At 40.0% G+C, this 13590-nt stretch carries 12 protein-coding genes; 8 read left to right on the top strand and 4 right to left on the bottom strand.

Annotated features, from left to right (window positions below):
* Positions 1-158 precede the first annotated feature (158 nt).
* Both rocF and AC1VNJ_RS22745 read left to right on the top strand, forming a co-directional pair.
* On the top strand, positions 159-1058 hold the full coding sequence (gene rocF, locus AC1VNJ_RS22750; protein ID WP_034270538.1) for an arginase: 900 nt from the start codon (positions 159-161) through the stop codon (positions 1056-1058).
* Positions 1059-1288: 230 nt separating this feature from the next.
* Positions 1289-2722, top strand: coding sequence for an amino acid permease (locus AC1VNJ_RS22745; protein WP_482641336.1), 1434 nt, complete (start codon positions 1289-1291; stop codon positions 2720-2722).
* Positions 2723-2772: 50 nt separating this feature from the next.
* On the opposite strand, the gene AC1VNJ_RS22740 is transcribed toward AC1VNJ_RS22745, so the two are convergent.
* Both AC1VNJ_RS22740 and AC1VNJ_RS22735 read right to left on the bottom strand, forming a co-directional pair.
* Positions 2773-3945: a hypothetical protein gene (locus AC1VNJ_RS22740; RefSeq protein WP_482641335.1), complete on the bottom strand. Its 1173-nt coding sequence runs from the start codon at positions 3943-3945 to the stop codon at positions 2773-2775.
* Between the two features lie 167 nt (positions 3946-4112).
* Positions 4113-4346 carry a YczF family membrane protein gene (locus AC1VNJ_RS22735; protein ID WP_028415008.1) on the bottom strand — a complete coding sequence of 78 codons (234 nt, stop codon included), beginning with the start codon at positions 4344-4346 and terminating at the stop codon, positions 4113-4115.
* Positions 4347-4503: 157 nt separating this feature from the next.
* Here AC1VNJ_RS22735 and AC1VNJ_RS22730 point away from each other — a divergent pair, with 157 nt between their 5' ends.
* From AC1VNJ_RS22730 to AC1VNJ_RS22720, 3 genes are read left to right on the top strand one after another with little or no spacing between them, the layout of a single operon-like run.
* Positions 4504-6126: a spore germination protein gene (locus tag AC1VNJ_RS22730; RefSeq protein ID WP_482641334.1), complete on the top strand. Its 1623-nt coding sequence runs from the start codon at positions 4504-4506 to the stop codon at positions 6124-6126.
* On the top strand, positions 6116-7345 hold the full coding sequence (locus AC1VNJ_RS22725; protein WP_028415006.1) for a Ger(x)C family spore germination protein: 1230 nt from the start codon (positions 6116-6118) through the stop codon (positions 7343-7345). Before AC1VNJ_RS22730 ends, AC1VNJ_RS22725 begins: the two co-directional genes overlap by 11 nt.
* A gap of 17 nt (positions 7346-7362) precedes the next feature.
* On the top strand, positions 7363-8478 hold the full coding sequence (locus tag AC1VNJ_RS22720; protein ID WP_482641333.1) for a GerAB/ArcD/ProY family transporter: 1116 nt from the start codon (positions 7363-7365) through the stop codon (positions 8476-8478).
* A gap of 28 nt (positions 8479-8506) precedes the next feature.
* Here AC1VNJ_RS22720 and AC1VNJ_RS22715 read toward each other — a convergent pair whose 3' ends face one another.
* Entirely contained in the window at positions 8507-9916 is a 1410-nt protein-coding gene (locus AC1VNJ_RS22715) for a polysaccharide deacetylase family protein (RefSeq protein WP_154992290.1), read from the bottom strand.
* 158 nt (positions 9917-10074) lie between these two features.
* On the opposite strand from AC1VNJ_RS22715, the gene AC1VNJ_RS22710 reads away from it, so the two are divergent.
* From AC1VNJ_RS22710 to AC1VNJ_RS22700, 3 genes are all read left to right on the top strand, one after another.
* On the top strand, positions 10075-10575 hold the full coding sequence (locus AC1VNJ_RS22710) for an RNA polymerase sigma factor (protein WP_047749995.1): 501 nt from the start codon (positions 10075-10077) through the stop codon (positions 10573-10575).
* Positions 10572-11435, top strand: a complete 864-nt coding sequence (rsiV, locus tag AC1VNJ_RS22705; protein WP_047749996.1) for an anti-sigma-V factor RsiV — start codon at positions 10572-10574, stop codon at positions 11433-11435. The genes AC1VNJ_RS22710 and rsiV overlap by 4 nt, the downstream gene beginning before the upstream one ends.
* A gap of 195 nt (positions 11436-11630) precedes the next feature.
* The gene (locus AC1VNJ_RS22700; RefSeq protein WP_028415001.1) at positions 11631-12161 is read left to right on the top strand and encodes an HTH-type transcriptional regulator Hpr; all 531 of its coding nucleotides are present in this window, start codon (positions 11631-11633) and stop codon (positions 12159-12161) included.
* 40 nt (positions 12162-12201) lie between these two features.
* Here the strand turns inward: AC1VNJ_RS22700 and AC1VNJ_RS22695 are convergent, their stop codons facing one another.
* Entirely contained in the window at positions 12202-13491 is a 1290-nt protein-coding gene (locus AC1VNJ_RS22695; RefSeq protein ID WP_482641332.1) for a protoglobin domain-containing protein, read from the bottom strand.
* Positions 13492-13590 lie beyond the last annotated feature (99 nt).

Genomic DNA, 13590 nt, shown 5'->3' with positions numbered 1-13590 from the left:
AAAAACTGTGATAAAAAGACTGATAGAATGCTACAAACAAAGTTGGCATCATTTTTGCATAAGAAATAGATGAGGGGCTGTATCAATGAAAAAATACATAGTTAAATAAACGCCTATGTTTACTTCACACAGACTAACATGCAACGGAGGTATAGAAAATGAAAAAAGAAATTTCAATTATCGGTGTACCAATGGATTACGGGCAAACAAGAAGGGGCGTAGACATGGGGCCGAGCGCAATCCGCTATGCGGGCATGAATACACGCTTAGAAGCTCTTGGCTATACCGTACATGATGAAGGCGATATTAAAGTAGAGATTAAAGAACGGGCAGACGTAGATAAAAATACGAATTTAAAAAACTTAGCGGCTGTAGCCAGCGGAAATGAACAGCTTGCTGCAAGAGTTGAAGAAGTGAAAGAGCAAGACCGCTTTCCGTTAATATTAGGCGGAGATCACAGTATTGCAATTGGAACGCTTGCAGGAGTCGCAAAAGGTTCAGAAAATTTAGGCGTTATTTGGTATGATGCTCATGGTGATTTAAACACCGCTGAAACATCTCCATCGGGCAACATTCACGGCATGCCGTTAGCGGTGAGCCTGGGTATAGGACATCCTGTACTTTTAAATATTGGAGGGTATACACCAAAAATTAAACCTGAAAATCTAGTTATTATCGGTGCACGCTCGTTGGATGATGGTGAAAAAGAGTTAATTAAAGAAAAAGGAATTAAAGTGTATACCATGCATGAAATTGATCGTTTAGGTATGACGCAAGTGATGAAAGAAACGATTGATTATTTAAGCGGTACAGACGGTGTGCACCTGTCGCTGGACTTAGACGGCTTAGATCCAGATGATGCACCAGGCGTAGGTACACCTGTAAAAGGCGGCATCAGCTACCGAGAAAGTCATTTAGCAATGGAAATGTTAGCGGAAGCAGACATGGTCACATCCGCTGAATTTGTAGAAGTGAACCCTATTTTAGATCAGCATAACAAAACTGCAGAAGTAGCGGTTGCGTTAATGAGTTCATTGTTTGGTGATAAGCTTTTATAAGAAAAAGCTACTTACAGGTATCGTGTGGAGAAAATCTGTTGTGATCCAAGAAACGGTCATACAGGACTAAGCGGCTGCCATCTTCGCTACGGGGGTGGCGCCATTTGAAAATCATCCGGCTTCAATTGACTTCAGTCAGGAAGAGCTGCGTAATAAGCGGCTATAAAAACAAAATAAACCTAAAAAAATGAAAGCGATTTCATTTTTATGCAGCAAAGGGAGGAAATGGGATGAATATTCCACAGGGACAGCCAGGAGAATTAAAAAGAACGATGAAAACAAGGCATCTTTTTATGATATCACTAGGGGGATGTATTGGTACCGGTTTTTTCCTTGGGTCAGGTTATACCATCAATGAAGCAGGTCCGATGGGAGCAATGATTTCCTACTTAGTAGGAGGGATCATTATGTATCTAACGATGCTGTGTCTTGGAGAATTATCCGTTGCTATGCCAGTTGCAGGATCGTTTCAAACGTACTCCACTAAATTTATCGGCCCTGCAACCGGTTTTGCGATTGGATGGCTGTACTGGCTAGGATGGGCAGTAACGGTGGCACTTGAGTTTTTAGCTGCCGGACAATTAATGCAAAGATGGTTCCCAGGCTCGCCCGTTTGGTTATGGTGCGCCATTTTTGGAGCGTTAATTTTTTCACTAAATGCACTTTCAGCCAAAGCATTTGGTGAAACAGAATTTTGGTTTTCAAGCGTTAAAATTTTCGCCATCATTATGTTCATTGTGGTAGGTGGAGCGGCAATGTTTGGACTTATTGATATGAAAAGCGGACAGGAAGCACCGCTTTTATCAAACTTCTTTGCCGAAGGGCTGTTTCCAAACGGTGTAACGGCTTTACTGATTACAATGATTACGGTGAACTTTTCGTTTCAAGGAACAGAATTGATTGGAATTGCGGCGGGAGAAAGTGAAAATCCGGAAAAAACAATTCCAAAAGCGATCAAACAAACGGTTTGGCGTACGCTTTTCTTTTTCGTCTTATCCGTGTTTGTCTTAGCAAGCATGATTCCTCGTGAAAAAGCAGGCGTTGTAGAAAGCCCGTTTGTTGTTGTGTTAGATAGTGTAGGTGTACCTTACGCGGCGGATATTATGAACTTTATCATTTTAACAGCTCTTCTTTCAGTCGCAAACTCTGGGTTTTACGCGGCTACACGTATGCTTTATTCTCTTTCAAGAGAAGGAATGGCAAGTCCTGCGCTTGGAAAAGTCAACAAAAGAGGTGTACCGTTTAATGCACTATTAATTACGCTTGTGATTTCATGTTTTTCGCTGCTTTCAAGCGTAGTGGCAGCTAAAACCGTTTTCGTATGGCTGATTTCACTCGCTGGACTTGGCGCTCAAATTGGCTGGATTGCGATTACAGCTTCACTGCTTGCGTTCCGTCGTGCTTACGTGGCTAAAGGTGGAAAAGTAGAAGATCTGAAATTTAGAACACCTCTTTATCCGGTTCTGCCTATCGTAGCGCTTATTACGAACTGTATTGTTATGATCAGTCTTGCGTTTGATCCTGAGCAGCGAATGGCGCTATACTGCGGAGGTGTCTTCTTTATAGGCTGTTATGTTTATTATTATTTGAAAATTCGAAAAAAAAATCAGTCAAAACAGGAGCAAGAAGTTCAGCTTGCGGAAAATAAACGAATGATTATTTAACATAAAAACCCGGAAAATCATGATTTTCCGGGTTTTTTATGTACTTGTCTTTAGCTATCTAGTGTTGTATCTTCATTTTTACGGCGGCGAAGTCTCCATAGCGTGATAAGGGCAAGCAGTGTAAGAACGATACCGCTGCCGAGCAGGATATGACTCACTGTTTTATCCTGCTTTTTTTGGCCTTGTTCAAAATATTTCTTGTACATCGCCACCGCAGCTTTATTTTGCTTGTATTTTTTCGGAACGCTCATTTCTTTTCCTAGTTTCCAGCCGTCTTTATAAGCTTTTTGCTGTAAAGATTTCACGTCTTTATTCGAATGAAAACCTGCTTTGTACCATTTTTCTAGTTGAGGCTTGTCCTGAAGACTTTTAGGCGCTCTATAGGTCTGATAAGTGAAAGCTGAGTCGTATCCATCTGCTTTTACGTCTTTTTGTTTTTGTTTCTGTCCTTTTTCATATCCTTGTTCAAAGGCTGTTTGCAATTCGCCCTCTGCTTCTGCAGGTACTTCGAGTGGAAGGTCGTGATAGCCTTGTACGTAGCCTTGCTTTTCAAACTGCTTTTTTTGCTGATTCAGTACTTCGGCTTGAGCGGTTTCAAAGCCTTCTGTAAAAGCCTGACGTGTGACATCCTCATCATCATACATGCTGGGAACACTCATCGAATCATTTTCAAGACCTTGTTCATAGCCTTCTTTTTTTGCTTTAACAGATAGGTCCATTAAAGAAATAGCTTTTTTATAGCCTTGAACATAACCTTTATTCCAGTCGGATGACTTAGAAGGGAAGGGGGCGATTTCTGATTGAATAGTAGCATGTTTGTAATCAAGGACGCCTTGCTGATAGCCTTCCTCTTCGCCGGCAGCCATTTCATTTTCTTGTTCAGTCTTGAGTTCTTCCTCTTTTTGCTGCTGTCCTTTTTTATATCCTACCGTATACCCCATCATAAACCACGTGAATTCTTCAGAAGATTTGTCCAGTCCTGTTGTTTGATCGAACTGCTCGAATTTTTTCTGTGCGTATCCATCTTCTTCTCCGAGCGAATAGCCTTCTTGATAGAGAGAGTCAAAAATAGCTTTTACATCTTCAGTTGTATCCACGTCCGTTGACTGGTCCAAAACATCGGAAGAGGAATCCGGGGAATCAGGAGTAGCATAAGAAGAGATGGGGTCACTTGCAAGAATAAGTAAGCAAGCTGTACTAATAACGGCTAATTTTTTTTTCATCATTTCTTCACCTTTTAGTTCAAAGTTAATATTTATTTTGTAGTTTAAGCGTACAGCTTTCCATGAAGAAAGGCGTGTAAAAGTTTCTCCAATTATGAAAATTATAACATTTAAATGGAAAGGAGAATAGGTGGTAAAAAGGAGAAATATGTGTTTTTTACGGAGTTTTATTTTTGCTGCTGTTTTGCTTTTTTTACTTTAAATGAGCGGTAAAATACTTCAACTACAAAACAGAACAAAAGGAAAAAAAGGACAAATAATTCAGCAAACTCCATAACACGAAACGGACTGTAGGCATTTTGCAACGCCATGGAAAAACTAAATCCTTGCATCATATCCACGCCGATAGAAAATCCCATTAAGCATCCTAACAGCAAAGCTGATATCCAAACGATTTTCATATGTCTCACTCTCCGTTTTTATTTTTTTCTCAAAAACATTCTACTGATAGTTTTTGTTATTTTTTTGGTCTTACGCTTTGATTGCTCTATTAAAAATTGCATACAAAGCATTTATTTGGAAAAAGCTAAAAAAAAGAAAAGAAAGGTGTTTTTAATCGTGCCTTCTTTATTTAAAAATAAAAAAAGCAAAGACAATAAAAAGGAAACAGAAGGTTCGCTACCAGAGGAACAAGAACTGCTGATGCAGTCGCTTGAAGGTAATATAGCTAACATAAAAAAGCGAACGGGGAACAGCTCGGATATGGTGATCCGCTATATAAAAATTGGGGAAAGGGCAGCCATTCAAGCCGCTGTTATCTATATAGACGGAATTGTAGACAATCAGTCTATCCAAGAGCTTTTAGTAGACACCATGATGAAAGATGACGTGTTTTCTGAACCAATAACACCTCAAAATGCTTTTACGTTATTAAAAGAAGATGTAGTAGGAATTGGAGACATTGCGATTTTACATACGTGGAGTGAAGTGTTTCCCGCCTTGATGTCAGGAGACACGCTTATCTTGATAGATGAAAACAACCATGCGATGAGTGCAGGTACGAAAGGCGGGGAGTGGCGTTCAATTCAAGAACCGACTACACAGCTTGTCGTTCGGGGTTCTAAGGAAGGGTTCACGGAATCGATTGCTAAAAACATGCCCATGGTCAGGCGAATTATCAAATCGCCTGACTTATGGGTAGAAACGATGAAGATTGGGAAAGTAACGCAGACAGACGTTTCAATGATGTACATTAATGGGATTGCCAATGACAAAATCGTAAAAGAAGTAAAGCAGCGTCTTAACCAAATTAATATCGATAGCATTTTAGAATCAGGCTATGTAGAGCAGCTTATTGAAGACCAAACGTACACTACTTTTCCTACAATGTATCACACGGAGCGTCCCGATATCGTTGCAGGAAATCTCTTAGAAGGGCGTATTGCGATTTTTGTAGACGGAACGCCATTCGTGCTGATTGCACCTGCTGTCTTCATTCAGTTTTTTCAGTCTCCTGAAGATTATTATTCGCGCTTTGATATTGCCACGTCGATTCGTTTTTTACGCATTCTTATTTTTTTTATTTCACTGATTGCACCGGCTACGTATGTAGCGATCACAACTTTTCATCAAGAAATGGTTCCGACGAAGCTGCTCATCGCCATTGCTGCACAGCGGGAAGATGTTCCGTTTCCTTCCTTGGTTGAAGCGCTCATTATGGAAGTCACATTTGAAATTTTGCGAGAAGCTGGTATTCGACTTCCAAGGGCGATCGGTTCTGCAGTTTCAATTGTAGGAGCGCTCGTGATTGGGCAAGCATCGGTTCAAGCAGGGATTGTATCTCCAGCGATGGTTATTGTTGTAGCGATGACGGCGATTGCAAGCTTTGCGACGCCTTCATTTGCCATTGCGATTTCTGCTCGGCTCATTCGCTTTGTTTTTATGATTGCAGCAGCTACTTTCGGGTTTTATGGCATTATCCTGTGCTTTTTAATGATGATTGTTCATCTCTGCAGTCTTCGTTCATTCGGTGTTCCATACATGACGCCTCTTGCTCCATTTATTCCGAGCAATTCAGGTGATACCATTGTTCGCATGCCGTGGTGGACGCTTAGACAAAGACCAAGGCTCATCAGTAGTGGAAATATGGTGAGAGAAGGAGACAACCAGCGCCCAATGCCTCCTAAAAGCCGGGGAATGGCAAACACTACGGTGAAAGAAGGCGATCAAAGTGATGCGTAAAGGGCTTTTATGTACAGTTATGGCATTTTCGATTTGCATCCTTTCAAGCTGCTGGAGCAGTAAGGAATTAACCGATTTAGCGATTGTCGCAGCGATGGGAATTGATAAAACAAAAGATGGTCAGTATCAAATCACGCTGCAAATTATTAATCCAGGTAACGTAGCCGGCGGTCTTCAAGGCGGCGGGGGTGGTACCCAAAGTCCGTCTGTTTCCGTATACGGAGCAAAAGGCGCAAACCTAGTGGAAGCAAGTAGAAGAGCATCGAGCACGGTATCAAGAAGACTGTACTACGCTCATACAAACTTAATTGTTATCGGAGAAAGCCTAGCGAGAACGGAGGGCATTGATGTTATTATTGATGGCATTGACCGAGATCCGGAATTTCGAATTACATCTGATATGGTCATTGCAAACGGCGTAAAAGCTTCCAGTTTTGTAAAATCTCTTACGCCAATTGATAAAATTCCAGCTAATAAAGTCCTTAAAACGCTGGAGCTCACCGAACAAAAGTGGGGAGAACATATGAAAGTATCGGCTCAAGAAGTTATGAAAAACCTTGAATCCCCGGGAAGTCAAGCGCTGATGTCAGGGTTTGGAATAAGAGGTAGCGCTCAAAAAGCCCAAACGCTGCAAAATCTTCAGCAAACTGCTCCTGAATCGACTCTTCGTGCAGAAGGACTCGGCATGTTTAAAGATGGGAAGTTGATTACATTTTTATATGGAAAAAAAGCGCGAGGCGTGATGTGGCTGCGGGATAAAGTGCAGGGAACAGATGTGAATATTTCATGGAAAGATAAAAAGAAAGCCATTGCTTATCAAGTCGTCCGTCAGCGAACAAACGTGAGTGCAAATATGGTAAACGGCAAACCAAAGATGATTGTACGAACTAGAGTAGAAGGAGATATTGGTGAAATGGAAGTACCTATAGATATTAAAAATCCATTTGTGATTCTTGATATTGAAAAAAAAATAGAAGCAGCCATTGAAAACGAAATAAAAGAAGCGTTTGCTTTTGCTCAAAAAAAACAGACGGACGTTGTGGGATTTGGAGAAGTCGTGCACGAAAATTATCCGAGGCAGTGGAAAAGGCTTCAGCATGAGTGGAGCGATGTGTATTTTCCTGAAGTGGAGATGGATGTGAAAGTAGAAGCGTATGTAAGACGAGCAGGTTTGCGAAACAAGTCGTTTATGTCTGATGCGGTAAAACAACGCCAGTAAACAGGAGGGAGCAATGAGTGGAAAAAGTGAAAATTAGCTCTGTGCAGTTTTTTATTTTAATCGTCCTTTTTGAACATGGAAGCGCATTGCTCATTCCGCTTGCAATGGATGCAAAACAAGACGCTTGGCTTGCTATTTTACTCGGTATGTTTGGGAGCTTATTGCTTTACCTCATTTACTACCGGCTGTATAGGTACTATCCTAACATGCTGCCGACAGAATACATGCAAAAGCTGCTAGGGAAAGTCTTGGGATCTGCACTTGCTTTTTTATATTTGCTTCATTTTTCATATGCTGCCGCTCGCGTACTTCGTGATTTGGGAGAAATGCTGCTGACATTTGGCTACCCCGACAGCCCTTTGTTTGTCGTGAACGCGATGCTGATGCTGTTGATTATTTATACTGTGCACAAAGGACTTGAAGTAGTGGCTCGGGCAGGAGAGCTCATGTTTATTTTGATGTATATCTTGGCTGTAGCAGGATTTGTGCTTATTTTTGTTTCAGGATTAATTGATTTTACTTCTTTAAAACCGATACTTGGAGATGGGATTTGGCCGGTTTTAAAAACAGTCGCCACTCAGACTCTGTATATTCCGTATGGAGAAGCTGTTGTGTTTACGATGATTTTTCCATATGTAAAAGATCCTAAAAAAGTAAAGCTTGTAGGTCTTTGCGGCATTGTACTAAGCGGCATTAACTTAGCAATCACCATGGCGATTAACGTGAGTGTATTAGGGATAGGGTTGACTAACAGGTCGGTCTTTCCGCTTTTAAGTACGGTAGAGAGCATTAGAGTAGCTGATTTTTTAGAGCGGCTAGACGTGTTTTTTATGATTGCGTTAGTCATTGGAGGATTTGTTAAAATCAGCGTCTTTTTTTACGCGGTAATTGTGGGGCTTTCCACGCTGTTTAAGGTAAAACGACCTTCTGCGCTGACATATCCTGTTGGCACGGTGATTTTATTTTTTTCTTTGACGATTGCAAGTAATTTTCAAGAGCATTTAAAAGAAGGCTTAACGATTATGCCGGTGCTACTTTTTATCCCTTTTCACGTAGTGATTCCGCTTACGCTGCTCTGTATAGCCTTTATTAAACATCGCATAAAAAAAACAAAAGCGCTGCAGCCATCCTAATGGCTGCAGCGCATTCGTCTGCGATCCTCTACTGCAAGTGCAGCTGTTCCCGCTCTTTTTTTACTTGTTCTAGCTGTGAAATCGTAACAAGCTGATATCCTTGTGCGTGAAGCTGCTTCATAATTTCAACCGCTGCTTCGGCACTTGTTTGGTAAATATCATGCATTAAAATAACTTTTCCGTCTCCGACTTGGCTCATAACTGCTTGAACGGAGTGAGGAACGTTTCGATATTTCCAGTCTTCAGGATCGATATCCCATAGAGTCACGCCAACATTTCCGACATAACGTCTTACATTTGCATTCACAGCTCCATAAGGAGGACGTACATGCAGTGGTTCATAGCCGCTCACTTGTTTAATAAGCGCTTGGGTATCGCCTATTTGGTGTTTGACCTGCGCTTCATTTAAACGTGTGAGCTGAGGGTGGTCCCAAGAGTGATTTCCGACTTCGTTGCCTTCCTTCACCATACGTTCGATTGTTTCAGGATAATATTGAACGCGGCTTCCTAACACAAAAAAGGTAGCGTGTCCGTTCACTTCTTTTAATCCATCTAAAATCACATTGGTAGATGCAGGGTTAGGTCCATCATCAAAGGTCATCGCAACGACTTTTTTAGTTGGATCAATAGGCGCTCCTTGCTGCGGTATTTCGTTAACGATATGTTTTGGAGGCGTTTCTTTGACTTTATTTTTATTTGCTGCTTCGTCTTTGTAAGTATCACTCAGCATGTCTTTAAATAAATCTTTTTGGATAGCGATTGTTTTGGTTTTCGTTTGTTCAGCACCTAGCTGGTAAGGCTTAAAGTAGATCACAATACTGTTTTCAAGCAGCGCAAACTGACTGAAATTTTGATTGGCTGCCTGAGTTCCTTTTTGAAGGCCCGGGTCAAAATCAGCTTTTTTCATTTGTTTTTTTAATTCAGCGTATGAAATAGCCGAAAGGCGATCTAAATAGTTTGCATTTTCGTTAAATAAATCTTTTAACGTCATTTGTTTTTGAGCAGGCAGGTCAAATGTAAAGGTTTTGAGAGAAGACGTTCCTTTCTCTCCATTTATAGATTCATATTCATCAAAGACAACGCTTAGCGTTTGCTTGCTGTAATGGACGATTTTATATGTAATCGTTAATTCAGATTTTTTCTTTTTTGACTGCTTCTTCAGATTTTTTTCATAGTGTGCCACTTGATCTGTTACGTAAGCTTGAATGGATTGATCAATTTCTTTTTTACCAAAGGAAGGGTAGCTAATGGCATAGCCTCCGTCTGTAAGGTCCTTAACTAGCGTTTGAATTTCAACGTCTGGATAGGTTTGATCTGTTTGAATACTTGCCGTTTTTTTCTCTGTACTGTTTGCTTTGACGATATACCCTGCTGTACCAAGAAACAAAATACAGCATCCAAGCAGTGTCAAAATACGTTTGTAGCCCATGGTTTTCATGTAGTAATATTCCCCTTTTTGTATATATCTACCTAATAGACGCATGAGACCATCATTTAGTTTTACTTTTTTTAAAAAAACCAAACTATTTTTCTACTCATTCCGTCTACCTTATAGATGTACTTCAGCAAGAGAAAATAGAAGGGGTATGAAAGACAATGAAAAAACACGATGCACATCAGATGCTCGTAGCATGCATAACCGAGCATAAAGCAGATTTTTACCGGCTTGCCTTTAGCTATGTAAAAAATCAAGAAGATGCGCTTGATATTGTGCAAGAATCGATTAAAAAAGCACTCATTTCAATAGACAGTATCAAAGATATTCAATCGATTAAAAGCTGGCTTTATAAAATTGTTGTACGAACGGCAATCGATTTCCTGCGTAAGCATAAACGTTTAACGCTTATGGGCGATGAAGAGCTTGAGTATCTGAGCAGCGGACGTGAAGATCAGTATGAAGATATTGATTTAAAGCAAGCAATGGATCAGCTGCCGGTTAAATATAAGACCATTATTATTCTGCGGTTTTTCGAAGATTTAAAAATGGACGAAATTGCGGAAATCATTGAGGAAAATGTAAATACAGTAAAGACAAGGCTATACAGAGCGTTGAACCTGTTGCGGATTACGATGACGGAGGAGGACTTAGAACAATGAATGAAAAAATAGAAAAGTTAAAGAAGCAGTATCATGACATTCCTATTCCAGACGAATTAGATGGTGTTGTTGCACAGGCACTTTCTTCACACCCTCGTAAAAAGAAATTCTATATTTGGCCGAGCTCGATTGCGGCAGCAGCGATGATTTTTATCACAACGGTGAATGTAAGTCCAGATGCGGCAAATGCAATGGCAAAAATTCCTGTACTGGGAAAAGTAGTAGAAGTAATTACATTTGAGGAACTGAAACAAGAAGAAAAGCATTCTCGTATTGACGTGAAAACACCATCGATTTCAGGCTTGGAAAACAAAGGTCTTCAAACAAGCTTAAATGAAAAGTATATAAAAGAAAATGAACAGCTGTATGAACAGTTTAAAAAAGAGATGAAAACATTACGAAAAGAAGAGAAAGGAAACGTGGCTGTCAGCAGCGGCTATGATATTATGACGGATACCGATGATTTGCTTGTGGTTCATCGATATGTGGAAGAATCGAGAGCTTCAACGTCGAGCGTTAATCAGTACGACACGATTGATAAAAAACACGAAGTGCTCATTACGCTTCCAAGTTTGTTCAAAGATAAAAGCTATATAAAGGTCATTAGTGAAAATATTAAACAGCAAATGAAAGATCAAATGAAGCATGAAGAAGGCAAAATCTACTGGCTGACTGAAGAAGATATGGATCCTTTTAAAGAGATTGCTGAAAATCAAAGCTTCTACATTACAAAAGATCACAAGCTTAGAATTGTATTTGATAAATACAAAGTCGCTCCAGGATATATGGGAAACATTGAGTTTGAAATTCCAACGGACGTTATTTCAAACCTTCTAGTTGGTAAACGGTATATTCATTAAAAACCAGGCGTGAACACTGAACGTTCACGCCTGGTTTTTTACATAAAGAAACGTTTAAATTTATTTTTATGCAAAATAAGTTGAAATATATAAGCAATCATGTATAATATTCTGTATATATTTTCATTTTTTTATTTATAAAGTCTTAGGGACAAATGATGTGAACGGTTGCATTTCTAGAGAGGAAGTGAAGAGGTGAAACGCACGTTAAATCAAGATACGATTAAAGATGCCATGCTGTTTAATCAGCTTGTGATGCAAGTAAGCAAAGCTCTTTGGAAGTCTACTGAAAAGGATTGGGAACAGTGGGTTAAGCCGTACGATCTGAGCATTAATGAGCATCACATTTTAGGGATTGCTTATCAGCTGGAAATTGCGTCGATGACCGACATTTCAAAGCTAGGCGTCATGCATTTATCCACAGCTTTTAACTTTGCAAAAAAATTGCACCTGCGGGGCTATCTTACCCTTTCTAAAAATGAGAAAGATAAGCGGAATACATACGTGCAGCTCACAGAAGAAGGAAAAAAGATGTTTTTAAAAACGATCGAGGATTATAACCCTCTTGAAAATCCTTTGTTTCAAGGAGCGATGCCGCTGCGAGATGTTTACGGAGAGCTGCCTGACTTTGTTGAGCTGACGGCTCTAATTCGAAGCATATACGGAGATGATTTTGTCCAGTTCATCGAACGTTCTTCTCAAGAGCCCGCTAGCTTGAAAAAATAAAAAAGCCTTCTTGTGCAAGCTGAGAAGGCTTTTTTGCATATCAACTTTTTTCAGTTAACCGTTCAAGTTCTTCTGAGGAATGGGCCATCTTCTCAATCCGCAGAGATAGCTGCTCCATTGCGTCAGCGATTTTATCAAGCTCTTTTTTTGTTAGAACGGTTTGCTGTTTGTTCTCGGTTGTTATGCTAAGGACGTTCGTGAAAAAAGAAGTAATGTTGTTCATATTGTCAGCCGTATCTTTTGTTAATGTAGCGACTTCTCCACCTAACGCCGAAACGCTTTCGATTTGTTTTTGAATGTCTCCGATAAAAGTAGAAATATTAGAAATCGATTTCTTCGTTTCTTCTGCAAGCTTCCGTACTTCCTGTGCTACCACTGCAAATCCTTTTCCATGCTCACCTGCTCGAGCAGACTCAATTGAAGCGTTTAATGCCAATAAATTCGTTTGCTCCGCAATAGAAGTAACAATCGAAACGATTTGATGAATTTGCTGTGATGTATGTTCGAGCGTTTTCATTTTGTTTTGAATGAGCGACGTATTTTTTTGTATGCTTTCCAGCATGTTTTGTTCTTCTTTTAATTTTGCTTGACTCGTAACGGATTCTTTCTCAATGACTTCTGCCAATTGGGAGCTTTTGTTTGCATAAGAAACGACGTCAGAAGACTGATTGTGCATTTGATTCATAAATTTCTTCGTTTCTTCAGATAACGAAGAAAGGATAGATGATGTACGAGAGATTTCTAGCTGAATTTTCTCTTTTTGAGTCTGAAGTCCAGCGCGCTGCTCGTCATATTCAAGCTCATAGGCTTTTAACACAATTTGCTGTTCTAGACTAATAAGCTTTGTCATACTTGCAATAAAAGCAAGACAATCTTCTTTCGATTCCATCGTACGTTCACATACTGAAAGAAGCGACGTAAATAAATTTTGAAATGCGCACAAATACCAGTTTGGCTCAAGTCCAATTTTAACGTGCATCTTGGAAATTTTTTGACGTTTTACCACAAAAGCGTCGTCTATTTGTCCATCAAACATTTCTAAGATGTGCTGTTTTAACGTTTGTTTTAATGCATGGACGCTGCTGTGCTTTTCGATAATCGCAACCAAATGAGCCTGTTCGCCAATAGCTTTATAAAAATCATTCACGATTTCTTCGATGGCGTTCAGCGCGTGAACTTGAAATCTGGCAATGCGTTCGAGATCCTCTGCCGTTAAGGAAATCATGTTAATCTGCTTTTTTATCATCGGGTCCGATACATGAAGCTTTACAGCGATGGATTCGACAGCCGCGGCTTCGGGGTGCACGTTGTTTCGTTTAAACCAATTCATGTTTATCACCTTTATTTGCTAGAATAGTTGTTTTTCTCTTCTTCTTATATTTCGGCGTTTTACGTCCAAGAGTTGAGGCTGTTTAAAAAGATTGTTATC

Source organism: Priestia sp. 3CA3, assembly GCF_056836725.1.
The sequence above is the reverse complement of the archived record's forward strand: the minus strand, read 5'-3'. Positions and strand labels throughout refer to the sequence as shown.

Coding starts and splice junctions, on each gene's coding strand:
- rocF (WP_034270538.1), top strand. CDS start 159: ATGAAAAAAGAAATTTCAATTATCGGTGTACCAATGGATTACGGGCAA.
- AC1VNJ_RS22745 (WP_482641336.1), top strand. CDS start 1,289: ATGAATATTCCACAGGGACAGCCAGGAGAATTAAAAAGAACGATGAAA.
- AC1VNJ_RS22740 (WP_482641335.1), bottom strand. CDS start 3,945: ATGAAAAAAAAATTAGCCGTTATTAGTACAGCTTGCTTACTTATTCTT.
- AC1VNJ_RS22735 (WP_028415008.1), bottom strand. CDS start 4,346: ATGAAAATCGTTTGGATATCAGCTTTGCTGTTAGGATGCTTAATGGGA.
- AC1VNJ_RS22715 (WP_154992290.1), bottom strand. CDS start 9,916: ATGAAAACCATGGGCTACAAACGTATTTTGACACTGCTTGGATGCTGT.
- AC1VNJ_RS22710 (WP_047749995.1), top strand. CDS start 10,075: ATGAAAAAACACGATGCACATCAGATGCTCGTAGCATGCATAACCGAG.
- rsiV (WP_047749996.1), top strand. CDS start 10,572: ATGAATGAAAAAATAGAAAAGTTAAAGAAGCAGTATCATGACATTCCT.
- AC1VNJ_RS22695 (WP_482641332.1), bottom strand. CDS start 13,491: ATGAATTGGTTTAAACGAAACAACGTGCACCCCGAAGCCGCGGCTGTC.